Origin of the sequence: Photobacterium indicum, assembly GCF_003026215.1 — a bacterium.
GTDB classification, from domain to species: Bacteria; Pseudomonadota; Gammaproteobacteria; order Enterobacterales; family Vibrionaceae; genus Photobacterium; species Photobacterium indicum.
The window spans coordinates 715137-738063 of the sequence record NZ_PYOC01000002.1; the positions used below are offsets into that span (position 1 = coordinate 715137).

21 protein-coding genes and 1 other RNA gene are annotated in these 22927 nt (G+C 41.4%); 10 read left to right on the top strand and 12 right to left on the bottom strand.

Annotated elements, in window-relative coordinates; all coding sequences use genetic code 11:
* Positions 1-28 precede the first annotated feature (28 nt).
* A complete protein-coding gene (locus C9J47_RS09105) occupies positions 29-1015 on the top strand; it encodes a LacI family DNA-binding transcriptional regulator (protein ID WP_107253227.1) in 987 nt (328 codons plus the stop codon).
* Positions 1016-1064: 49 nt separating this feature from the next.
* Here the strand turns inward: C9J47_RS09105 and C9J47_RS09110 are convergent, their stop codons facing one another.
* Entirely contained in the window at positions 1065-2438 is a 1374-nt protein-coding gene (locus C9J47_RS09110; RefSeq protein ID WP_107253228.1) for a carbohydrate porin, read from the bottom strand.
* A gap of 553 nt (positions 2439-2991) precedes the next feature.
* Here C9J47_RS09110 and C9J47_RS09115 point away from each other — a divergent pair.
* Positions 2992-3549 carry a nuclear transport factor 2 family protein gene (locus C9J47_RS09115; RefSeq protein ID WP_245903392.1) on the top strand — a complete coding sequence of 186 codons (558 nt, stop codon included), beginning with the start codon at positions 2992-2994 and terminating at the stop codon, positions 3547-3549.
* A gap of 13 nt (positions 3550-3562) precedes the next feature.
* The gene (locus tag C9J47_RS09120; protein WP_107253230.1) at positions 3563-4096 is read left to right on the top strand and encodes a peroxiredoxin-like family protein; all 534 of its coding nucleotides are present in this window, start codon (positions 3563-3565) and stop codon (positions 4094-4096) included.
* Between the two features lie 78 nt (positions 4097-4174).
* On the opposite strand, the gene C9J47_RS09125 is transcribed toward C9J47_RS09120, so the two are convergent.
* Entirely contained in the window at positions 4175-5074 is a 900-nt protein-coding gene (locus C9J47_RS09125; RefSeq protein WP_107253231.1) for a LysR family transcriptional regulator, read from the bottom strand.
* 156 nt (positions 5075-5230) lie between these two features.
* On the opposite strand from C9J47_RS09125, the gene C9J47_RS09130 reads away from it, so the two are divergent.
* Positions 5231-6268 carry an alkene reductase gene (locus C9J47_RS09130; RefSeq protein WP_107253232.1) on the top strand — a complete coding sequence of 346 codons (1038 nt, stop codon included), beginning with the start codon at positions 5231-5233 and terminating at the stop codon, positions 6266-6268.
* Positions 6269-6476: 208 nt separating this feature from the next.
* Entirely contained in the window at positions 6477-7139 is a 663-nt protein-coding gene (locus tag C9J47_RS09135; protein ID WP_107253233.1) for a CatA-like O-acetyltransferase, read from the top strand.
* A 736-nt stretch (positions 7140-7875) separates the two neighbouring features.
* Here the strand turns inward: C9J47_RS09135 and C9J47_RS09140 are convergent.
* The gene (locus C9J47_RS09140; protein WP_006229894.1) at positions 7876-9480 is read right to left on the bottom strand and encodes a BCCT family transporter; all 1605 of its coding nucleotides are present in this window, start codon (positions 9478-9480) and stop codon (positions 7876-7878) included.
* A gap of 659 nt (positions 9481-10139) precedes the next feature.
* On the opposite strand from C9J47_RS09140, the gene C9J47_RS09150 reads away from it, so the two are divergent.
* Together C9J47_RS09150 and C9J47_RS09155 are read left to right on the top strand one after the other, a co-directional pair.
* Positions 10140-11021, top strand: a complete 882-nt coding sequence (locus C9J47_RS09150; RefSeq protein ID WP_107253235.1) for a GGDEF domain-containing protein — start codon at positions 10140-10142, stop codon at positions 11019-11021.
* A gap of 256 nt (positions 11022-11277) precedes the next feature.
* A complete protein-coding gene (locus C9J47_RS09155; RefSeq protein ID WP_036802973.1) occupies positions 11278-11616 on the top strand; it encodes a hypothetical protein in 339 nt (112 codons plus the stop codon).
* A gap of 687 nt (positions 11617-12303) precedes the next feature.
* Here the strand turns inward: C9J47_RS09155 and C9J47_RS09160 are convergent.
* From C9J47_RS09160 to C9J47_RS09180, 5 genes are all read right to left on the bottom strand, one after another.
* On the bottom strand, positions 12304-13065 hold the full coding sequence (locus tag C9J47_RS09160; RefSeq protein ID WP_107253236.1) for a VIT1/CCC1 transporter family protein: 762 nt from the start codon (positions 13063-13065) through the stop codon (positions 12304-12306).
* Between the two features lie 171 nt (positions 13066-13236).
* Positions 13237-13533 (bottom strand): pseudouridine synthase family protein, encoded by a 297-nt coding sequence (locus C9J47_RS27215; RefSeq protein WP_211321723.1) that lies wholly within the window; start codon positions 13531-13533, stop codon positions 13237-13239.
* A gap of 89 nt (positions 13534-13622) precedes the next feature.
* Positions 13623-14042 (bottom strand): TnsA endonuclease N-terminal domain-containing protein, encoded by a 420-nt coding sequence (locus C9J47_RS09170; protein WP_170107478.1) that lies wholly within the window; start codon positions 14040-14042, stop codon positions 13623-13625.
* A 95-nt stretch (positions 14043-14137) separates the two neighbouring features.
* An RNA gene (gene ffs / locus C9J47_RS09175) (signal recognition particle sRNA small type) lies at positions 14138-14234 on the bottom strand.
* A 166-nt stretch (positions 14235-14400) separates the two neighbouring features.
* The gene (locus tag C9J47_RS09180; RefSeq protein ID WP_107253238.1) at positions 14401-15132 is read right to left on the bottom strand and encodes a VP0952 family biofilm-associated protein; all 732 of its coding nucleotides are present in this window, start codon (positions 15130-15132) and stop codon (positions 14401-14403) included.
* A 97-nt stretch (positions 15133-15229) separates the two neighbouring features.
* Between C9J47_RS09180 and C9J47_RS09185 the strand changes: the two genes are divergently transcribed.
* Positions 15230-15541, top strand: a complete 312-nt coding sequence (locus C9J47_RS09185) for an MGMT family protein (RefSeq protein WP_107253472.1) — start codon at positions 15230-15232, stop codon at positions 15539-15541.
* Positions 15542-15685: 144 nt separating this feature from the next.
* Here C9J47_RS09185 and C9J47_RS09190 read toward each other — a convergent pair whose 3' ends face one another.
* The gene (locus tag C9J47_RS09190; protein ID WP_107253239.1) at positions 15686-16105 is read right to left on the bottom strand and encodes a YbaY family lipoprotein; all 420 of its coding nucleotides are present in this window, start codon (positions 16103-16105) and stop codon (positions 15686-15688) included.
* A gap of 121 nt (positions 16106-16226) precedes the next feature.
* Between C9J47_RS09190 and tesB the strand changes: the two genes are divergently transcribed.
* Entirely contained in the window at positions 16227-17096 is an 870-nt protein-coding gene (gene tesB / locus C9J47_RS09195) for an acyl-CoA thioesterase II (protein ID WP_107253240.1), read from the top strand.
* 102 nt (positions 17097-17198) lie between these two features.
* Here the strand turns inward: tesB and C9J47_RS09200 are convergent, their stop codons facing one another.
* From C9J47_RS09200 to C9J47_RS09210, 3 genes are all read right to left on the bottom strand, one after another.
* Positions 17199-18977 (bottom strand): SmdB family multidrug efflux ABC transporter permease/ATP-binding protein, encoded by a 1779-nt coding sequence (locus C9J47_RS09200; RefSeq protein WP_107253241.1) that lies wholly within the window; start codon positions 18975-18977, stop codon positions 17199-17201.
* Positions 18977-20719 (bottom strand): ABC transporter transmembrane domain-containing protein, encoded by a 1743-nt coding sequence (locus tag C9J47_RS09205; protein ID WP_107253242.1) that lies wholly within the window; start codon positions 20717-20719, stop codon positions 18977-18979. The genes C9J47_RS09200 and C9J47_RS09205 overlap by 1 nt, the downstream gene beginning before the upstream one ends.
* A gap of 315 nt (positions 20720-21034) precedes the next feature.
* A complete protein-coding gene (locus C9J47_RS09210) occupies positions 21035-21496 on the bottom strand; it encodes an Lrp/AsnC family transcriptional regulator (protein ID WP_107253243.1) in 462 nt (153 codons plus the stop codon).
* Between the two features lie 180 nt (positions 21497-21676).
* Between C9J47_RS09210 and C9J47_RS09215 the strand changes: the two genes are divergently transcribed.
* A complete protein-coding gene (locus tag C9J47_RS09215; protein ID WP_107253244.1) occupies positions 21677-22762 on the top strand; it encodes a PLP-dependent cysteine synthase family protein in 1086 nt (361 codons plus the stop codon).
* The last annotated feature ends 165 nt before the right edge of the window (positions 22763-22927 follow it).

The following is a 22927-nucleotide window of genomic DNA, read 5'->3' on the forward strand; positions in this document are numbered from 1 at the left end:
GAAAGTATAACGAGATGGATTAACGCAGATGGCAAGCCTACACGATGTCGCCCTAATTGCTGGGGTATCAAAATCAACGGTGTCACGAGTTATTAATGACGAGTATGGCGTAAAAGGCGCGACAAAGATCAAGGTACAAAAGGCTATTTCAGAATGTGGTTATATTCCCAATCAAGTCGCTAAAGATCTTAAATCACAGAAAACTAATTTAGTTGGCGTTATTGTTCCACGCGTCTCTTCTCACGCTACGGCGTTAGGGGTAGATGGATTAACGAGTATTCTTGATAAAGCAGGAAAGCACGTATTACTTGCCAGTACGCACCAAGAACATCAAAAAGAACTCGAATATATACAGATCTTTAACCAAAAACGCGTGGAAGGGATCATCTTATACGCGACACATCTCGACAAAACCCTTGTTAATGCAATTCAAATATCAAACGTACCAGTGGTATTAGTGGGTCAAGATGGTTCTATGCATAATATTCCGAGTATTGTTCATGATGACTACCGCGTTGGCTATGAGGCAGGAAACCGACTGACAGCAAAAGGCTGTAAAAAAATTGGCTTTATTGGTGTTCAGGGCGACGATTTAGCGGTGGATAAGCTGCGCTCTCAGGGTCTAGCTCAAGCGCTTGAATTTAACCAGCTCTCGTTACTTTTCCACGCTCGTGGAAACTTCTCCATCGAATCGGGTTACGAAACAGTGAAAGAATATTTAAGCAAATTCACCGAAACCGATGGGATTTTTTGTGCGACAGACCGAATTGCCGTAGGAGCAATACGCGCAATTCAAGAAAATGGAATCACACCAGGAAAGGAGATAAAAGTACTTGGTGTAGGTAACGACGAACTTGCTTCTGTTTGCACCCCTTCCCTATCAACGTTTAATTATGCCTTTGATAAAGCAGGTGAAAATGCCGCAAAATTACTATTAGAGCGAATCAACAACCAAGGTTTCGAAATGAGTAAAGTGGTACTGACTTTTCAAAATATTGAACGTGAGACCTGTTAATCGCTATAACAACGCCAGCCACCAAGGCTGGCGAATTATGGTGTATCTTTTAGAACCACGTTTCCATTTGAAGCGCGAATAGTACTTCGCCACCATCCCCCATGGTTGCAGCATCGGTATCAAGACTGACCGCGTAATCATTAAGATCTTCGCTCCAATCCACATAACTTACCGCAAAACGTAATTCAGGGCGGTCAAAGAATCCCTTACTGGTAGATAACTTCAAGGTTGGTGCAATCGTCGCTTTGTAGAAGCTGCCACTCGCTTTATCTGTTGCGTTATCTAAATCCATATACTGATATGAGCCTTCATACACCATCTCAAAGTTCTCAGTGAACTCTTGTGCCAAACGCAGATTGACAGAAGCCCATGCAAATTCATCATTTTTCTCAAAACGGTCTTGGCTATACTCCGCCATAAACGAAGGTGCCGCACGCCAATTTTCTGCAAAACGAGTTACACCATAGGTAAACACACGAACAGCCTGAGCATCTTCCGTCAACAAGCCATTTGAACCAATGCCTTTCAACTCAGCCCCCAGACCGTCTCCAAATAGTACGCCTGACTTAGCGAATCCTTCTCCTGCACCATAAAAGCTATCAGCATGGTAAGCCAGCAAAGCATGGAAACCTTTATCTGCCGAGCCTTGCGTCAGCTCTTTGTTATCTGAAGCCGTCATACCACTTAACATGAACTGCCAGTTACCTACCCAGTTGTTCATTGTTGCGATATAGTTTTCGATATCCGTTGATGAACTGTCAATATTTCCAAAATCACGACCATAGATTGAGAAGTTAGCTTTCCAATCATCCGACAGTTGGGCATCATAAACACCCGCTCCGGTACCAGATAAGAAAACAATATCAGAATCTAAGAAATGGATATCGTAGTTGGCACGATCAAACCGTTTCCCAGCCCAGAACGTTGCATTTGATAGTGCTTCAGAGTCACTAAACGCACGCAAGTTCGCTAACTCGGAGTATACCTGACGCACATTCAACTGGCTCTCTTCTGCCGTCCATTCATTGTTTGTCTCTACACTATCTGCCAGCATAATATGGAAGCGAGCACTAGAACCATCATCTAGATAACGATTATGAATTAGGTTTGCTTCCACATAGTTGTCATCTTCAACGCCTAAACGGCCAATTGGAGCACCAATAGCACCTGCAGCAGTCATGTAGGGGCCAGTTCCCGTCGCGCCATTCAAGTTATCATTAATCAGCAAGCCCGCACGAGCATAGCCATGAAACTCAAAAGATGAGGCTTGGTCGTTTGCTTCTTCTGTTACTTGTTCCGTTTTGACTAAGCGTGCTTCTAGTTCATTAATGCGTTGTTCTAGTTCTGCTACATCTGTATTCGCTATTACTGAGGTAGATCCAAGCCCTAACACCACTGCTAAGGTAAGCGTGTTCATTTTCATTGTTATATTTCTCCGTTTTGGATTGCAAATAGGCATCGAATTGCAAACGTTCCCATTCATACAAATACAAGCAGATGAAATATTATTCCTACTGTAAGTAGGCATATAAAGTAACCAGTAACTCATAAAGTGAACTGATTACTCGTACACTTTATAGTTACCCGAAGAATATACATAAACTTTCGGGAACGATCCCGAAGAAGTATAAAAAATGTAATTCCAATCACGTTAATAGTCGTTTTACATAGTATGAAACGCAGAGTCGCGCAGTAATAACTGAAATTTGACGCCTTGCTAAATTAAAACGTCTTCTTGCAGAGCAAGCAAAAGAGGATGAAATACGTAGTAATACCAATTCCATTAATTATCGGTGTCAACTTTATATCAACGCTTGTCAGTACTTCGTGTTTATAATTAATCTATTCCTAAATGGAATTATTGTTATGCATTTCAGCCTCCTTATCACCCCTTAATGGAATCGATATTATCATCTCATCGCTTAATGGGGTTACGCCTCAACACCAACTTTTGCTAAGTAGCATGGCTACTAAAAATGACCGAGGAAATGATGATGGAAATGCAGCAGCAACTACAACAACTATTAGATAAACAAGAGATGACAGAGATCATGTACAAGTTCGCTCGTGCTCTAGACCGAGTAGATGGAAAACTGATGAAGTCAACTTACTGGGAAGATGCCATTGAAGAGCACCAAGATCCTATTTTTCCAGATTTATTTTTCTACAATGATAATGCCCACGCATTTGTTGAGCCTGCGATGGAAGGGTTCCGAGCGTTAAAAACCACTCAGCACCGCATCAGCAACCCACTGATTGAAATTGATGGTGATACAGCCACAGCAGAATGTTACGTATGGGCTTACCATGTGCATGAGGAAAATGGCGTAGACAAAGAAGGTATTTTAGGTGGTCGCCACCATTTTCGTTTCGAACGTCGTGATGGCGTATGGAAAATCAAACATCGCTCTACTGTTTTTGATTGGAACCAGAATCAAGATGCAACTGCCATCTGGGCAGAGAGCTACAGTGATAAATACCGTGGCAAACGTGATAAGAATGACGATAGCTACAATTACCTAAAACATCAATAAATGAGATAAAGTTATGTCAGCCTTAAAATTTGAAGCAGGTGCCACCTTCCCTAATATCTTAGTTCAGACATTAGAAGGTAAAGACGTCACATTAGGTAAACCAGAGAAACGATACGATTGGAAAATGGTTGTCGTTTATCGTGGCAAACATTGCCCATTGTGCACACGCTACCTCAATGATCTGGAAATATTAGTTGAAGAATACAGAAACATTGGCATTGATGTCATTGCGATTTCTGCAGATAGCGAAACGCAAGCTCGTCAACACAAAGAAGAACTGAAAATCAGCTACCCATTAGCTTACGATTTAAGCCCCGAGCAAATGCAAACATTAGGGCTATATATCTCTACTCCTAGATCTGAACAAGAAACGGATCACCCATTTGCGGAGCCTGCGTTATTTGTAATCAATCATGAAGGAAAAGTGCAAGTATTGGACATGTCGAATGGACCTTTTGCACGGCCTGATTTGAATGTATTGTTACAGGGGTTAAAATTTATTCGCAATCCCAATAATAATTACCCAATCCGCGGGACTTTTGTGTAAGTTAAAATACAATAATACTTACGAAGCAATGAAGGCGATATCATCACCTTCATTGCTTCGTGAACAGCATAAGGAATATCATTGGTACAACGGATTATCTGCTAGCTTTTGCTTCAAATACTCAATAAAGCAGCGTACTTTTAGCGGTACATATCGATTTTGAGGGTAAATGGCGTTAAATGGCAGAGGTTTTGATATATACCCTTCTAACACCATTGCTAATTTACCAGAGCGAATATGCTCATCCACCATCCATACAGGTAACTGCGCAATACCTGCGCCATCAAGTACCAACTGTAATATCACATCACCATTATCACACCGAAAACTGCCTGTCACGGGTACAGACATATTGTTATTCTCCTGCTCAAAATGCCAAATATTGATCGACTTCAACATCGAGTAAACGATGCAATTGTGATTTTTCAACTCATCTGGATTCTGAGGTTTCGTATTTTTCTGAAGATATTCAGGAGATGCAACCACAACCAATGGGTTATTGAATAAGTGTCTTGCCACAAGAGTAGAATCTTCCAATTGCTTGGCTCGTATCGCGACATCTACACCATCGGCTATCAAGTCAATATGCTTATCATTTAGCATCAGATCAACTTTGATCTCTGGGTAAGCATTTAAGAATTCAACTAAAATGGGAGCCATAAACTGGCGGCCAAATACAACGGGGGCTGCAACACGTAACACCCCCGATGGCAAAGCAATTTGTGAACGCACTTGGGCTTCCGCTTCATCGAGCTCACTGAGAATAATCACGCAGTTTTCATAATAATCAGCCCCGACTTCGGTTAAAGACAGTTCTCGACTGGTGCGCGACAATAATTTCGCTCCTAATTTTTTTTCTAATGCTGCAACCTTCTTACTGATGGTCGCTTGGGTGGTATCTTGCTCTCTTGCTGCCGCTGAAAAGCTGCCCATTTGCACCACTCGCACAAAAGCTCGCATCGCACTCAGCTGATCCATATGCCCTCCTGATTAAATTTCTAAGGCCAATTATACTCAATTATCACCAAGCTATTCTATATTGGAATACATGGTGTTCTATTTCCCTTAGTTCTATTCGCTTCTTTGGCGATTTATAGTTTGAACATCTTTCAAAGCATACTTTTGGAGTTACCGATGACTCATAACATCTTATTCGAACCATACCAACTAAATCAGAATATGACGTTAAAGAATCGCATAGTGATGGCCCCTATGAACCGTAGCATGGCTGATGATAACTTTATTCCGACATCAGCAATGGCAGACTATTATGCTCGCCGAGCTGATACAGGACTAATCATCACTGAATCCTTGATGATTTCGACAACAGCTCAAGGCTATCCAAATACACCTGCGATTTATTCACCTGAGCAAGTAGAGGGTTGGAAAGCAGTAACAGAAAAGGTTCATCGTAATGGCGGAAAAATCTTTGCTCAGATATGGCATACAGGTCGAGTATCCCATCCTATTTATTTAAACGGTGAGAAGCCTCTAGCTCCTTCAGCCGTTCCCCTAAAGGGGCGCGTTCCACGTACAACAGATTTACAGTATGAAACACCAAGAGCAATGACAAGCGAAGAAATTGAGAAAATAATCTCAGATTTTACTCATGCAGCTGCAAATGCCAAAAAAGCGGGATTTGACGGTGTTGAGATCCACGCGGCCAACGGATATCTGCTTGACCAATTCTTGCACTGGGATACGAACCGTCGTACTGATGAATGGGGCGGTACACCAGAAAACATGAGCCGTATACTATTTGAAGTTATTAGAAAGGTAAAAAAAGAAATTGGACATGTCGGTGTGCGACTTTCACCTACCGCATACTTGCATTTAGATCATGATGAACGTGATATTCACGTGTCCGATTATGTACTCAAACATTTAACCGAATATGACTTAGCTTATGTTCACACCGGAATGTTCGAAGACAATTATCAGCCACATTTGAATGCTACCGTAACCCAATATATAAAACGACTATACAAAGGGACTGTTATTGCATGTGGTGGATATAGTGCTGATACGGGGGGCAAAGCGCTTATTGATGGAGATGCAGATTTAGTCGCAATTGGTCGTCCATTGATCGCAAACCCTGATTATGTAATAAAAGTTCGCCAACAGCTACCTTTGGTCTCATACGACGTTAAGATGCTAAACCAGCTTTTTTAAGATACTGAAAAGCCACGATTCAAACTCAATTGTTGCTGCGTATTTGTGGTTCTGCTTCTTAGAGCCACTAATTTTCTAACCATTTTGAGAAAACAGGTCGTTACTTCTATTTGGTCAACAAACTGTGGGGAAATTTTTGTTTCCAATTTTTTCGATAAACAATATCATCATCGCAATCATCATAGATATAGATTTAAAATGAAATTCAATGACATATAAAATACAGGATACAAACCAATGGTTACGCGCAGAACATTTCAAGTTCTACCAAGATTTCACTCATCCTTGGTATAACATCTGTTCAAACATCGATGTTACTGAGCTATATCATTATTGTAAGCAGCACGGTCATCGTTTTTTCCATGCTTACCTTTACCTAACTCAACAAGCCCTTAACCAATTTGAGCCGATGGCATATCGCATTGTAGAGGATGAAGTACGCATCTATTCACCAATGTGTGTCAGCGTCGCCTTGCTCGCTAATGACGATACGGTAAGATTTTGCGACCTCCCCTATGCGTCTATTTTTAAACAATTCACCCAGAGTGCGACTAAAACTGAAATAAGAATAAAAAACTCGCCGTTTATTATGGAACAGTTTATTGGCCAAGAAATACGTCAAGATACTATCCATATGACAGTACTACCCTGGGTTGATTTCACCAGCATGACGCACGCAAGAGACACCAAACATCCAGACAGTATTCCCAAAATGGCGTTAGGAAAATTAACTCAAAATGGTGATCGCATGAGAATGCCTCTTTCGATAGAAGTACACCACGGGATGATGGATGGTCTTCATGTCGGCCAATTCATTAATATCTTACAAGTATTATTCAATCAGCCATCGTTGTTAGATTTAAACAGTTAAATGGGTAAAAAGGCCGCCAGTTGGCAGCCTTTCGAAAAATCGCAGTTAAAATATTATTTTTCGTTTCTACATCCATACTTATCGCAAGTAACTTTTTCTGTTGAGGCTACCCAATGCTTTGAGCGTACTTTTGTGTTAATTCGGCATCCTGTAGTTCCACCTTTAGTACCTTTATGTACGATACCTGTAGGGGTGTGTTTTACAGTCATTTTTTAATCCTTTTGGGTGATTAGGGCGTGTTGACGTTTCAAACTATAACGATATAAATAAAGCCTTCAGGCAGGGCAATAAAAGACCTTATCGATAATGAATATTCGAGGTGAAAGTAAGTATCAAACTCAAGGTATGACTCAACAATCGTGACTTGATTCATTTTAGCACTGACAAACTTAAAAAGGTTCTTTTCGCGGGAGTGTTTTTACTTATGCAGAGTTATGGTGCAATCACCAAACATATTGCTTGCAACATAAGCTGACATAGTGCAATGAACCTATCAGCAAGTTAACACAATTTGAGCACCTCGTTATATATCTATGTGGAGAGTGATTTCGCATAGGTGCTTTAGGTTACCTAATTCAACACGAATTAAACGCGTAATATCAAAATTTGGAGCTGCAAAATCCCACTCAATTGTGGCTTTTATCCTCATATCTAAAAAGCAAAAAACTCCCCAGCACGAAGTACCAGAGAGTTTTACTGTAAACCTAATTATTAATCTAACGACTAACTAACGTGATTAGTTAACTTGGTTAGTCGATACCTGAGGTTTATTAACTTCCGTCAACAGCCCTTTAAACAGGCTCACACTGCCTAACAGAAGAATAATAGTAAACGGCATTGCTGCAATAATGGTGATTGATTGCAGAGCTTGAATAGATTGAGTGCCACCAATCCACAACATAACCATTGCGATAGCACCAGAGATAACAGCCCAAACTACCTTTTGTTTCACTGGTACTTCTAACTTACCACCTGCGGTCATACCATCAATAACGATAGAGCCTGAATCTAACGTTGTTACAAAGAAAACGATAATCAGTGCTACAGCAATAAAGGATAGAATATCCCCGAACGGGTAAGCATCTAGCATATGGAACAAGCTTAGAGAGACATCGGTAATCCCTTGATCTACACCTAATTTCCCAACTTTATCTATTACTTGTTGAATAGCAACGCCACCGAAGATTGACATCCAAGCCGTTGTTACCATTGTCGGAATAAGCATTACACAAAGAAGGAATTCGCGAACGGTGCGTCCTTTAGATATACGAGCTACAAACATACCAAAGAAAGGTGCATACGCAACCCACCACGCCCAATAGAACACAGTCCAACCATGCAACCACGTTGTATCATCACGACCCGAGGTTTGACTTAACGGAATAATGTTTTTTACATAACCCGTTACAGCAGTTACTAAGGAATCCAATACTGTAGTGAAATTCAAAATAGCAATAAGGCCAAGGAATATAAATGCGATAACCATATTTAGGTTACTGAGAAACTTAACCCCGCCATCCATACCACGCAGAACAGAAATAATGGCTAAGCCCATAATCAATACGATAATGGACTGTTGAAGGTAGATATTATTTTCCATTCCGAAAACATGGCTGATACCACTAGCCGCCTGTGTGCCCCCTAAACCAAGAGACGTTGCAAGGCCAAACAAAGTAACCAATACCGTTAAGATATCAATCACATCACCTGTTTTCCCCCAAACTCGATCACCTAATAATGGGTAAAACACAGAGCGCATTGAGAGTGGTAAGCCTTTATTGTAAACAAAGTAGGCAAGGCAAAGTGCTGTCATGCCATAGATAGCCCATGCATGTAAGCCCCAATGGAAGACGGTTGCGCCTAATGCCAGTTCACGACCCGCCTCTGTAAAAGGCTCAACATTAAGTGGAGTTCCAAACCAGTTGGTAAAGAACGCGGTTGGCTCTGCAACACCCCAGAAAATAAGTCCAATACCCATACCGGCAGCGAATAGCATCGAAATCCAAGATGCTTTTGAATAATCTGGCGTTGCGTTTTCACCACCTAAGCGAATTTTACCTAAAGGTGAAAAGGCTATAATAATGGCAAAGATTAATAAGATGTTGGCTCCCCACATAAAGAGGAAGTCAAAATTTGATAGCACAGCACCCTTAATGGAATCAATAGCTGCTTTTGCATCTGCTGGCGGTAATGCGAGAAGGGTGACAATGAAGAGAATAGATAAGCCGACTGAGGCTACGAAAACTGTGTTGTGGACATCCATGCCCCATTTACTGATGTTATCTTGACCAACTTGATAATCAGTAGAATCAATACTGTACTTTTTTGATTTAAAACCCATAAATTATGATGTTCACATACCCGAATCAACGAATACAAGGACCAACTCCATATCCAATTACTACTTGATTGGCTAGCCGCACCATATAAACAAACATGATGAAAACCACCGCCGTAGGTGATTAATGGCTTTTTGCTCAATCCCAAGCGGCGTATTGTAACACAAAATGGCGCTGCCTGATTAGATGTTAACCAATAGCCTTTCCCTTCTCTGTCTGCAAAAAAGGGAAAGGCTATGGGAGAATTGCGAAACCATGGGCTTCGCAATCAAAAAAACTGACAGAAATATTTTTAATTGTTGCTGGAATCAACGCAATTGAAATCTGGCTTATATGGGCAATCTCGGTTAAAGCATTGATAGACAAAACCGACAGGTTGAGCTTCATAAGAATGAATATGAGGAGAGCCTTCAGCGATGAAAACACGATTCATCTTGGCACTAACAAATTTATATAGATTATTTACACGGGAGTGCTTGAGATTACGCTTATACATGACGCAAACTTTTTGCAGTAAAACCACATAAAAAAGCAGCCATAATGCGTAAATACGCATGAAGATAGCGTGTTTTTTCCATCACTAGGGGGATGGGAACATTTATTGCCAATGAAGAGCTAGTATAGATATAATCGATATTTCGTTGCCCTTGAGTTGTTAAACATGAAAGCTATTGCCGAACGAAATAGAGCATTTGCTGTTCTTTTCTTAGTTTTGTTAATATCGGTTTTCACAGCATACCACTACCCATATGCAACTCCGAATGCTGTGGATATTGTACTTGAAATTACAAATGTTTCGGCGTTTATCTACTTATTGCTTACTTTTGAACAGCTTAGGGAAGACTCAGGCATCTATAAAGTTCTCTTCCTATCTATGTCTTTACTGGTTGTAGGAAATAGTATTGATCTCTTGGACGAATTTTTTGTAATTGATGGTATTTTGGATATAACAGAAGATATTGTTAAATCATTGGGCTTTATTCTATTTATCTTCGCCTGTATACACTGGGTAAAACATCATAAACAGCAATTGGCTCATATGAGGCACTTAGCCGAAATCGACTCATTAACGGGCGTTCCAAATCGCAGAACATTCCTGAAGCTAACAGCAGAGTACTTTGAATTAAATGAAAAAGATTCTCTTCATGTGAGTCTATTCGTAATAGACGTTGATGATTTTAAAGATATTAATGACACCTATGGTCACCCATTTGGCGATGAAATTCTGATTGAGATTGCTAACACCATAAAACTTGCATTACGCAAAGGGGATTATGTCGCCAGACTAGGTGGGGAAGAGTTTGTGGTGTTTTTGAAAGATGCTGACAGTGAGGAAGCAACTGTTACTGCGGAAAGAATACGTCTAAACGTCCAAAATTTGAATATCTATCATAATTACAAGTATGTGAAATGTACGGTCAGTATAGGGATTTCAACGTCTAGCAGGCATTTGTTAGGATTTGAAGAGCTATATCATCGAGCGGATGAAGCTATGTACAAGGCAAAGTCATTGGGTAAAAACTGCTATTGTTCATATACTTAATGCATTTCCTCATATGCATTGGACAAATCAGCAAGTGAATATTTATGCAAATATAAGTCTCTTAAGTGGCAGTTGAAAATTGCTCATAACTGGAAGAAAGTGCGCATTACCTTCTCCCTACTTGAAATGAGAATATGTAAGGAAAACCCAAAACGAGACCTAACAGCCTAAATCTCGCTAAATTATAAAGGGGAAAAATGTATGGTACGCCCCTGATAGTGATAAAATCTCCGCATCAGAATTAACGAGAAACTCTATGTTTATCCATCATGTTAACGGCATCGACTGGCTGGTGATTACAGCTTTTGAAGAACTGAAAACTATATTTATCGAAGAAGCCGGTGCGATCCCCTTTTGCTTCTCTACCGCCAGCGAATTGAACCTGATTGATCAAGCCAAGCGCACTTATGGATATTTGCCTACACTCAGCGGCGTAATCACCGATACCGGCACTTTTCAAAGCCAAGATAACGAAGAAGATTTGAACCCACAGCTTGCCTGCCTAGTTGAGGGGCGTGGTCGGGTGTTTATCTATTACGGCGGCTTTGTTGCTTTTGTGGATGACGAGCAAACCTTTATTACCCGAATGGACTGAAAATTATTCAGTAAGTTGAAATCGGCGAATTGGCATCCCTAGCCGTTCATCCGCAAGCGTTTCGTTTATTAACAGGGTGCGAATTGAATGGAGCCGGATCCTAGCTTCAATAAGAAAAGCAATGCTGCGGTTAACTGGCTAGCTGTATCCCTAGCAAGGAATGAGGCATAAATTTGTTAGAGAAAAGGCCACGGACGTGACCTTTTTGCTTGTTTATCCGCGAGGCGCATTACGGGCGTTTGAGTGTGATTACCGAGGGACTTTGTCGTTCCAGCATGCCAGTTCACAGATTGAGTACTCAACTAATAACCTTCGCTATGTATGGGAGAGGAATAAAGTGTCATACCAAATCACCATGTTGCTAACACGGTTTGGGACATCTATATCTTATTTGTTAGGCTCAATATCCTAAATTGATGCACTCAGATTAGAAAATGTATAGATATTGAGCATCAATAGAACTCGTACTTTCAGTCGTTTGTTTTGGTATAAAAATACTGATGCTTATTATCTTTAATTGCATCGGGTGATGCTATTAAGGATGAGATTTTTGATTTTTACGTCAATAGGCTCACAATTTTCATCACTACGTTTTTTCTGTAGTAAACCATCCAGAAGTGCGTTTGCAGATACTGACCAGCATTATGTACACATAACACCTCGAATAATAGGCTCGTTAATGCGACCTTAACCAACTGAAATATTGAAAATTTCTCGTAAATAATAGGCTGTAAAATAGGCGAGTGCCGCTGCTGCCCCTCCAGTCAGAAGTGTACGTACTCCAGATAGAAAAACAGGCTTTGCCAGCGCAAGACTTTTAAGCATACCGATTAAGAAGAACATTGTACCAGCAAGAAAAGCACTCATAGAAAATTGTTGGCTAACCTGCAAAGATGAAACGATATATGGCATCAAAGGTATTGCACCGACTGCAATGAATGACAGAAAAGTCACACAGGCAGATATAGAGGGATTTCGTGTGGTTTTGCCAATGCCATGTTCTTCCATAAGCATGATTTCAAGCCATATTCTTTTGTCGGCGGTTATTGTATCTACAATTATTTCAAGTAGCTCGCCCTTAAAACCTTTGGCTTTAAATATTTGCCTTATTTCTTCTCGTTCACCTTCGGGAACTTCTTCAATATGTCTTTCTTCTGACTGCTTGATGCTTTCAAAATATTCCTGCTCTGCTTTGCCAGATTCATAATTACTTATAGCCATGCTAAAGCCATCAGCAAATAGGTTTGCGAAGCCGAGTATCACCGCGACAGAAGATGGAAAACCGGCGCCAACAGAGCCAGAAACCACAGCAAATGTAGTTATGCACCCATCAATACCACCCAATACAGCGTCAGAAATATTTTGCCTTTGGGGCCCCCGAGATAAGCGCTCCCGAATCATCTCTGGTTGATGATCTCTTATAAGCTCCTCTTTTTTTGTTCTTTTCATCCTAGAATACCGCATGTAATAAATCGTATTGACGTATTTGTCAGGCGCAACTCCAGAACTAATTGTGGCCTTAAAATCTGTGACTCGCTAGCTGAGGGTTTGAGTGATATTTTTTTTGGGGTATGTCTCGCAATTAAATTTCATTAAAACAAGAACAACCAGCAATACGCCTTAATTTGTCATCAACTCCTTTTGTGTAAGCTGCCTACTTTGCCTCTCTTCAAGCCCCTCTAGGCAAATATTCCCCACAGAAACTCGATAAAGCTCCAACACTTCGTTTTGAAAAAAACCAAACATCCGTTTAACTTGATGATACTTACCTTCAACCAGTGAGAGCCTAGCGGTGTACTCAGAGAGTATCTCTAAACAAGCGGGCTTAGTTGTAATGTTAATGCCTACTTCAAGGCAGGACTGTTCTAAACTCTTGCTCCAAAACTCAGCTCCATTATCAACAACGAGTGATTCCATCTTACCTTGGCAATACCATTCACACTCGATACTAGGAAATCGTTCTGCTATATCAGTTTTGGGCTTTATCGCGTTAAGAATGGCCTTCATTACCGAATAATAACTAGGCTCTTTGAAACCCAAATGAAAGCCAACAATGCTTTTACTATACTGATCAATGGAGTACCAAGTTTTTGTGCTTTTTCCTGCTTAGCTTTAAAGCGATGAAGAAAATCTGGATTCAGGGTTTTCGCGAAAGGTTTCACTTCAATCCACTTCGCGGTATCGTTCTCAACAATCTGAAAATCAGGTGTATAAGGAAGATCTTGCTCATCAAGGTGATAGATGAAGCCTTCAGGCTGGGCAATAAAAGACGTTATGGATGATGAATATTCGAGGTGGAAGCAAGTATCGAACTCAAGATATGACTCAACTGTCATGACTTGATTCATCTTAGCACTGACAAACTTAAAAAGGTTCTTTACGCGGGAGTGTTTTAGCTTTCGGCGGTACATAATAGACCAGCTCATTTGTTGTTTTACTACAACAAAAATAGCTTATGCAGGGTATTAGGGAAGATATGTCAGCTTATGGTGCAAACTACAACAATCAGATGGGTGGAAGCCCCCACCAGCCACATCCCGGCACACACGTCACCTGCTGCGGTTGCTCCCTTCCGGGTCTGGCCGAGTTCACAGGTTAGTGTTGCGGGAGGACCAATGGGGGCCTCCATAGATTCTTTCAGTTCTGCTTGAGAACGGAAAGGATTATCTACTAAGGCTGCATACAATGCAAGGTGTTATCTCACTCCACCGAATCAACTGCTGAATTATTACCCAAAGTGATTGATTGTGATAAGAAGTGATTACGGATCAGCTAGGTATCGCCCTATACTTCTTCTGGCTCTTCCAATAGGAATTCACCCAATAACGCACCGCCAAGTATCAATAGCCATGCAACTAAGACAGGGTTAGGCACGTCAAACTGCGGCACAATCACTAATGTCGCAAAACCAACTGCAGGTAATACCCAAGCCAAGCGAGGCACCCAATCTCCGACTTTAACCTTTTTCATGCCTTGCAGTGCCGCAATTAACCCTGTGATACACAAGGCCACTAACGCAGCATGCTGTAATCCCCCAACCCATAGCGGTACCACTAAAAATAATGGCCACCACGTATTTCCTTCTACAGTGCGCCAAGATCGAGCGGCATACCAAATAAGACATACAGCAACAATTTGTACTACAGTAGCACCAACGCTACCAGGTAACTTCCCTTCGCCTTGTAAAGCCATTAGCCCCACATCCATTGCAAGAACAACAGAAACAAGTAATGCGCCTAATTGCCAATTGCTTTTAGGCGAGAAGGTGACAGAAAAAATGGGTAACATCATAAAAAGGCTAATTGATAATGCTAAAGATTGATCCGGCAATACAGCACCAAAAGAGGCTAAACCAATCAATAAAAGCCACGCAGCAGCTCCACCTTGAGGGAGCAACCACAGTGCAGGAATCGCTAAAGCGAGTGCAGGAACATCTCCTTGACTATAACCTAAGGCAGTAACACCTAATACAGTCAAAACTATGCTGACAAAAATGAGTAACGCGGCATACAACATGGCAGCACCTCCTTGCGTTATCCGATAGTATTATTGAAATACATTGAAAACAGCAGCTATCGGTCGATATCAAATTTTTTTTACATCAGGTTTAAATATGGACGATTTTTCAGCTCAAATCTACACCCAAGTACATCAAATTCCATATGGAAAAATATCTACCTATGGAGAAATAGCTAAATTTTCAGGTTTTCCTGGTTATGCTCGCCATGTTGGGCGTTTAATGGCAACGTTGCCAGAAGGATCGAAAATCCCTTGGCACCGAGTCGTTAATGCTAAAGGGATGATATCGTTAACCGGAAATGATCTGATTCGTCAGCGAGAAAAGCTGCTTGCTGAGGGGATAGATGTATCAGAAAGCGGAAAAATATCACTGCGTCATTACCGTTGGAACGGTGATCCAGTGTAGTGAGCGATGTAATAAACAAGGTGGCTTACCTCTATAGCCATAGCCAAGCGACCTCAACCTCGCTGAAACGAGCATCTTGAGGTACTTGGGTATACAGCATAATATTTTTATTAGGCTATAAAGGTCGAATTCAGGTTGTTTCTTTTATTGTACTTTAACCAACATTAAATCTAGATTATTGGTTGTAGACGCATCTGTAATCACATGGTTTGCGGTATCAGTAATAAAAATCAATTTACCGTTTACTTCAATGCGAGCACTAATCGCATAAGTATGATTACTTTTAATATCTTGGAGTTTATACCCAAGTGAAAAGTCATAAGGAGCTTGCTTGCCTTCAGACATAAATGCCTGACTGCTAATGACTTCCGCAGCTACATCCATTTTCGATACATCAGATAAGGCCACTGTAATACGCGCATTATCAGGAAGCGCAACACGCTCACGATAAGCTAGAGAACCCGTTACTGTGCCCATATCATTGTCATTTGGCACTAGAGTAGTACACGCTGTAATAACAAGAGCTAAAATCAGCGTAAACAATAGTGCAAAAAACTTTTTCATGATTAACCCTTAAATACTAAAACTCCATTAAGCTGAGATGTAATTACTATTTAATAACACATAAGTCTGTGTTCTAGTCTGGTAATAACTCCTTAATAATAACATGGTAATAGGATCCACAATGAGTAAAGAACTGAATGAACTTCTCAATCTTTTACAATTAGAGCGACTGGAGCAAGGTTTATTCCGCGGTCAGAGTGAACATTTGGGCTTACCTCAGGTTTATGGTGGTCAAGTTATCGGTCAGTCTCTTTCTGCCGCAAAAGAAACGGTTGATAGCCTGCGCCATGTTCATTCATTTCACAGCTACTTTTTATTGCCTGGTGATCCTGAAAAACCCATTATTTACGATGTTGAAAAACTGCGTGATGGTAAAAGCTTCAGTACACGCCGAGTGAAAGCGATTCAAAATGGCAGACCTATCTTTTACTTAACCGCCTCTTATCAAGCAGAAGAAGCAGGATTTGAACACCAATCAACAATGCCTAATGTTGCGGGCCCCGAAGGGTTAGCATCAGAAAAGGAACTGGTTCAATCTATCGCACAGTATCTGCCGAAAAAAGCCGTTGAAACCTTTGGTCGTGATCGCCCTATCGAAGTACGCCCTGTGACCGTTATTAACCCACTAAAACCGAAAGCTGCAGATCCCAAACAATACCTTTGGGTTAAGGCTAACGGCGAGATGCCGAATGATCCTCGTATCCACCAGTATGTATTGGCTTATGCATCTGATTGGGGTTTTCTGGTTACAGCACTGCAACCACATGGGGTGACACTCTTAACTCCGAAAATGCAGGTTGCCACCATTGATCACTCAATGTGGTTCCACCGCCCTTTCCGTCTTGATGAGTGGCTGCTTTATGTTATCGAAAGCCCATCAGCCAGTGGAGCGCGAGGCTTGGTTCGTGGTGAAATTTACAACCAGAAAGGTGAACTGGTCGCTTCAGCTGTTCAAGAAGGGCTAATGCGCCAACATAAAGATTCGGAGTAACTAATCCTAGTCATATTCTGACCTACAATGATAAAAAAGCGGAGGGCGATTATTCATCAATAATCTCACTCCGCTTTCACTTGTTATTTATCTGGTTGTTTATTAAATAGTAACTATCGTTTCTTCTTCTAACTGATGTAAATGCTCACTCGCCTGTTGCAGTTGATACATCTGCCAATAATGCCCTTTCTCTGTCAATAGCTGTTGATGTGTTCCGCGCTCGGTAATATCGCCACGGTGCAACACCACAATTTCATCAGCATCCATAATGGTTGATAAACGGTGGGCAATAACCACAATGCTCATATCTTGACGTAATACATTCAATGCCAGCTGAATTTTCTTCTCTGTTCCCGAATCAATGTTTGCTGTCGCTTCATCTAAAATCAGGATTTTCGGTTTTGCCACCAATACTCGAGCCAATGCAAGTAGCTGCTTTTGCCCCGCAGACAGGTTCGCCTCTCCACTGCCAAATAACGTATCTAGACCATCTGAATATTGTCGAATTTGCGCTGCCAGCCCCACTTTGTCTAAAGCGTCCCAAATCACAACATCTGTAACATTTCGCCCTAATTGGATGTTTTCCCGTACCGTGTCACTCAGAATATGCGGGTCTTGCTGCACCATCGCGATACCATCACGAAATACGGTTTTATGCAGGTCAGTCAGTAGGCGCTTATCAACCAATATTTCCCCTTGTGAGGCCGGATAAAAGCCCATCATCAACGAAGCTAATGTACTTTTACCACTACCTGTATGCCCAACTAATGCTAAAAACCCACGATGATGCAGATGTATATCGATATTGTTTAAGACCGTTTGTTCACCGTCGTAGCTAAAACTGACATTCTTGCATTGCAATTCACCCAGTTGGATCGCTTGTTCATCATCACCGTAATCTTGCTGCTTTGCATCGATCAAGGCAAAAATACGTTCACTGGCAACCAAAGCTTGCTGTAACAAGGATAGTTGCTGCGTCATTTCAATTAATGGTTCCGTTACCCGCCCCAAGTAGCTGATAAACGCATAAAGCACACCGACCCCGATTAACTCAACGCCGCTCACTCCAAATAATGCGACCAATGATATTAAGGCGATTCCCGATAACAAATCGATGAGTGGGCGCAATAACAAACCGTTTAGCTTCATTACCCCGACTTGTGCCCGTAAATGATTATTGGTCAGTGATGAAAACTGTTCGCTGAACGCGCGTTCTTGTCGCATTAATTGAATTAAACTCATTCCCTGAATAGATTCACTCATCGAGGCATTAATATCAGCCAACAAATCACGCATTTTTCGATAAGCATTGGCACTTTTTCGCTGATAAATAACCATAATAAAAATAACAATGGGCAATAAAATCAAGACAATAATGGTTAAACGCCAACTTAAGAAACTCATAACCACCAGCATGACACTGATCAGAGTGACATTTTTTAATACCGTAGCAATCACGAAGACATAAAAATCTTTAATTGATTCAGTATCATTGGTAATTCGCGAAATAAGCTTGCCCGTCGGCATGTAATCAAATGCTGATAATGGCTGATTAAGTACCTTGCCAAATAGCTGCTTACGTACAGTTTGAACCACGCCAATCGCAATCGTATTAAAACGAATAGATTGAGCATACTTTAGCCCCGCGCCAATAATCATCAAACCAATATAGGCAGCAGCTAACATAGCGATGGCTTCTATTGGGTAATTATCTTTCGCAATATAGTTATCGATGAAATGTTGAATTAGCCATGGCCCTGATACATCGGCCAGTGCTCCTGCAAACAAAAGTCCAATAGCAATGGCCAATTTCTTTTTATCGTTCAAGGCATACCGTAATAAACGCACTAAAACGGCTTTGTTGACGGCTTTATTTTCCATTATGCCTCCTTGATTGCGCGTTCTAATTGCTGATAACGATGCATCTCTGCATACCAAGCATCATCTTTGATCAAGTTCTGGTGCTTGCCTTGCTCAACGATCTGGCCATGCTGCAACACTAAGATTTGATCTGCTTGCTCTAATGCCGTTAAACGGTGAGCAATCACGATCACTGTTTGCTTTGTTTTCGTTGCTTGTAAATTCTGCAAGATTGTATGTTCGGTTTTACCGTCAACCGCAGACAGTGCATCGTCCAACACCAATATTTCGGCCTCAAGCAATAAGGCCCGTGCAATGGCAATACGCTGTTTTTGCCCACCAGACAGTGTGATCCCTTTTTCACCCACTAAGGTGTAATACCCTTCCGGAAATTGAAGAATATCGTCATCAATACACGCTAATTGTGCCGCATGGCGAATCTGCTCATGAGTGGCTTCAGGTCGACCGAGTGCAATGTTGTCGGCAATAGAACGTGAGAACAAAAATGGCGTTTGGCTCACGACAGCAAATCGACTGCGCCACTGATGCAAATCAGCCGCTTTTATCGATACATCACCATACATAATCTGCCCATGCTGTAATTCTTGCTGACGCAGTAATAACGCCAGCAGTGTTGATTTACCACTGCCGATAGGCCCCGCAACACCCAGCATCTGCCCAGCATTTAACTCAAATGAGACATGTTGCATTGCCGCTTGTGCTTGTTTGTCCCAATGAAATCGCTCAATATCCACATGCAATGTTTGACCTGTCATTTCAAGGCTACTTTTACCACTCACAATGCTCGGGTGCTGATCAAAGATGTGCTGTAAACGTTTTAAGGCTGCCGAGCCTCGTTCTAAAATATTGAATACCCATGCCAGTGCTAACATTGGCCAAATCATTAACCCTTGGTAAAGCGTAAACGCGGTAAGATCCCCCAACGTCAGCCGACCTTGCGACACCATATAACCACCACCCGCAATACTGAGGAAAAAAGACATACCAATCGTGAGCTGAATCACGGGATCAAACTTGGCATCGACCTGCTCTACAGCCAAGTTTTTCTGCCCGACAGCGTCTACAACCGCGTCAAATTCCTGTTGCTGTCGTTGCTCTAAACCAAACGCCCTGATCATTCTTACACCGTTCAATGACTCTTGGGTTTTATCGGTAAGATCAGAAAATGCAGCTTGTGATTCAGAGAAACGTGTATGTAATTGTCGACCAAAACCAAAAACGATAAACGCCATAACTGGCATCGGTAACAAAGCAAGAATGGTGAGCTCCCAGCTTAGCTGTGTTGTCATTACCAGAATAACGGCTAACCCCATAATCAATGAATCTGCAGCGGTTAGTACACCTTCACCAGCCGTCATCACCACGGCATTCACATCATTAGTTGAGCGCGCCATTAAATCACCGGTTTTATAGCGTTCAAAAAAAATAGGGGAATGGGATGAAAAATGACGATAAAGCCTATTGCGTAATACCGTGCCTAACTTTGCGGCCGCACCAAACAACCAGACTCGCCATATAATGCGCAGTACATAAACAAGGGGCCAGAGCAGTACAATGCCCCCTAGCCACATAAACATCGTCGACGAGCTCATATCACCCGATACGACACCGTCCACAATCCAGCCAATTGCACGCGGAGGAAGCAATTCAAAAGCAGACACTAAGCACAGAATAAAAATAGCACCACTATAACGGCGCCATTCCTGCCGAAAAAACCAACGGAGTTGCCAAAAAACCTGCATATAGCCTCCAGAAATAGTTCTGCTTTATTCTCGTAATATGAGTACCTAGGCTTCGCCTTGAACCATTTGGCAATTAACTAAATAAAGAGTAAGTGATTGATATAATATGAAATGAAAAACAAACTGTTAACACCTATTTTCAAGATGTTAAAGAGGAATTCAACCACAATATAGTGGTCAAATTAAAAACAGAGGTTAATCCTGCCTGCGTTACAAGCAGGATCTAAAAGCATGTGCAATAAATCGACAACACGATGAAACACCAGATTTATAGCCAGAGGTTTATAAACCGCCATCGCTTATAAAGACAATAATTTATAAAGGCAATGCGGTGGTATATTTTAGAGGCTCCATCGCAAACGTCGATGTCACATTGGTTAATCCTTCTATGCTGTTAACCAACTTCTTATAAAATTTATCAAATGCAGCCATATCAGCGACTTGTACCTTCATCATGTAATCATATTCGCCAGCCATGCGATAAAATTCCATTACCTCTGGAAATTCAGACACCGTCTCGACAAAACAGTGATACCACTCTTTCGAATGATTACTGGTTTTAATCTGCACGAATGCAGTAAATGATAACCCCAGCTTAATGGGATCAAGTAAAGCAACACGTTTACGAAGTATTCCACTTTCTTCCAGTCGCTTAAGGCGTTTCCAACAAGGTGTTGTTGTCAGATTCACCGCTTCTGCTAAATCGGCTAAGGCCATTGTTCCATTTTGCTGCAACAACCGAAGCAATGTTTTATCAACGTTATCTAAACTGTTCATTACTTTCCTTCAAGGCTCAAAGCAGAGAATATTTTTCTCTATTATGCGTACTTTACAATAAACAAAGCAAAGCTTTTTCTCTCAAGTGCAGTACTATAATTCTAACAGTATAAATAAGAATAATACTGGGTCACAAAATGAATAATTAAATCAGCCTAATCAGACATTTAAGGATATAAAATGAAGAATGAATTGCAGGCTAAAAGCAGAAATCCTCAATGGATAAATAGCGCCATACGCAAAATTGAAGCCGACTACCAGCGATCTGCTGATACGCATCTGATCAAGCTTGATATCGCTTGTTTAGAAGGCATCGACATTTATCTCAAAGATGAAAGCACTCACCCAACAGGTAGCCTTAAACACCGCTTGGCACGTTCATTGTTCTTATATGCGTTATGTAATGGTTGGATTAATGAAGACACCACGATTATAGAATCATCATCAGGTAGCACTGCGGTATCTGAAGCCTACTTTGCACGCTTATTGGGTTTGCCCTTTATTGCTGTTGTTCCTCGTAAAACGGCTTGCAAGAAGATTGAACAAATTAAATTTTACGGCGGTCGTGCACATTTGGTCGATAGCCCCAATGCCATCTATGAAGAATCGCGTCGTCTGGCAAAAGAGCTCAATGGCCATTATATGGATCAATTTACCTTTGCGGAGCGTGCCACTGACTGGCGTGGAAACAACAACATCGCGAACAGCATTTTTGAACAAATGCAGTTAGAAGAGCACCCTATTCCAACTTGGATCGTAATGAGCCCTGGTACGGGTGGTACATCTGCCACTATTGGCCGCTATATTCGCTATCAAATGCACGACACTAAATTGTGTGTTGTCGACCCTGAAAACTCAGTATTCCACACCTATTTCAAAACCCGAGATGTTCATTTAACAGGAACAACAGGAAGCCGTATTGAAGGTATTGGTCGCCCACGCGTAGAGCCTAGTTTTATTCCTGATGTGATCGACGAAATGCGTACAATTCCTGATACAGCCAGCGTTGCCACTGTGCATTGGCTTGAAAAGTTACTGGGGCGAAAAGCGGGCGCATCAACCGGAACAAACCTTTTTGGCGTACTGCAACTCGCGAGTGAAATGAAAGCCCGTGGCGAAACCGGATCTATTGTGACCTTACTCTGCGACAGCGGTGAACGCTACCTCGATACCTACTTTAATGCTGAATGGGTACAAGAAAACATTGGTGATATATCACCTTACCTAGCTCAATTAGCTGCATTTGAACAAACAGGTACATTGTAAATTAGCAATTTATTTGTCTGCCTATTTTAATTCATTAATACATTTATCTAATTTGTTGTGTTTGTAAGGTTTATACCTTTCGTTTGCCGTAGCTTGTCTACGGTTTTTTTTTACACTTTTTTCTATACCCGATCTAGGGCGTGTTGACGTTTCAAATTCTAGCCG

Bases quoted from the DNA above. Each gene is read 5' to 3' on its own strand.
- C9J47_RS09215 (WP_107253244.1), top strand. From the start codon at position 21,677: ATGAAGAATGAATTGCAGGCTAAAAGCAGAAATCCTCAATGGATAAAT.
- C9J47_RS09105 (WP_107253227.1), top strand. From the start codon at position 29: ATGGCAAGCCTACACGATGTCGCCCTAATTGCTGGGGTATCAAAATCA.
- C9J47_RS09110 (WP_107253228.1), bottom strand. From the start codon at position 2,438: ATGAAAATGAACACGCTTACCTTAGCAGTGGTGTTAGGGCTTGGATCT.
- C9J47_RS09210 (WP_107253243.1), bottom strand. From the start codon at position 21,496: ATGAACAGTTTAGATAACGTTGATAAAACATTGCTTCGGTTGTTGCAG.
- C9J47_RS09140 (WP_006229894.1), bottom strand. From the start codon at position 9,480: ATGGGTTTTAAATCAAAAAAGTACAGTATTGATTCTACTGATTATCAA.
- C9J47_RS09160 (WP_107253236.1), bottom strand. From the start codon at position 13,065: ATGAAAAGAACAAAAAAAGAGGAGCTTATAAGAGATCATCAACCAGAG.
- C9J47_RS09185 (WP_107253472.1), top strand. From the start codon at position 15,230: ATGGACGATTTTTCAGCTCAAATCTACACCCAAGTACATCAAATTCCA.
- C9J47_RS09135 (WP_107253233.1), top strand. From the start codon at position 6,477: ATGACATATAAAATACAGGATACAAACCAATGGTTACGCGCAGAACAT.
- C9J47_RS27215 (WP_211321723.1), bottom strand. From the start codon at position 13,533: ATGGAATCACTCGTTGTTGATAATGGAGCTGAGTTTTGGAGCAAGAGT.
- C9J47_RS09180 (WP_107253238.1), bottom strand. From the start codon at position 15,132: ATGTTGTATGCCGCGTTACTCATTTTTGTCAGCATAGTTTTGACTGTA.
- C9J47_RS09205 (WP_107253242.1), bottom strand. From the start codon at position 20,719: ATGCAGGTTTTTTGGCAACTCCGTTGGTTTTTTCGGCAGGAATGGCGC.
- C9J47_RS09125 (WP_107253231.1), bottom strand. From the start codon at position 5,074: ATGGATCAGCTGAGTGCGATGCGAGCTTTTGTGCGAGTGGTGCAAATG.
- C9J47_RS09130 (WP_107253232.1), top strand. From the start codon at position 5,231: ATGACTCATAACATCTTATTCGAACCATACCAACTAAATCAGAATATG.
- C9J47_RS09150 (WP_107253235.1), top strand. From the start codon at position 10,140: ATGAAAGCTATTGCCGAACGAAATAGAGCATTTGCTGTTCTTTTCTTA.
- C9J47_RS09190 (WP_107253239.1), bottom strand. From the start codon at position 16,105: ATGAAAAAGTTTTTTGCACTATTGTTTACGCTGATTTTAGCTCTTGTT.
- C9J47_RS09170 (WP_170107478.1), bottom strand. From the start codon at position 14,042: ATGAGCTGGTCTATTATGTACCGCCGAAAGCTAAAACACTCCCGCGTA.
- C9J47_RS09120 (WP_107253230.1), top strand. From the start codon at position 3,563: ATGTCAGCCTTAAAATTTGAAGCAGGTGCCACCTTCCCTAATATCTTA.
- C9J47_RS09200 (WP_107253241.1), bottom strand. From the start codon at position 18,977: ATGGAAAATAAAGCCGTCAACAAAGCCGTTTTAGTGCGTTTATTACGG.
- C9J47_RS09115 (WP_245903392.1), top strand. From the start codon at position 2,992: ATGACCGAGGAAATGATGATGGAAATGCAGCAGCAACTACAACAACTA.
- C9J47_RS09155 (WP_036802973.1), top strand. From the start codon at position 11,278: ATGTTTATCCATCATGTTAACGGCATCGACTGGCTGGTGATTACAGCT.
- tesB (WP_107253240.1), top strand. From the start codon at position 16,227: ATGAGTAAAGAACTGAATGAACTTCTCAATCTTTTACAATTAGAGCGA.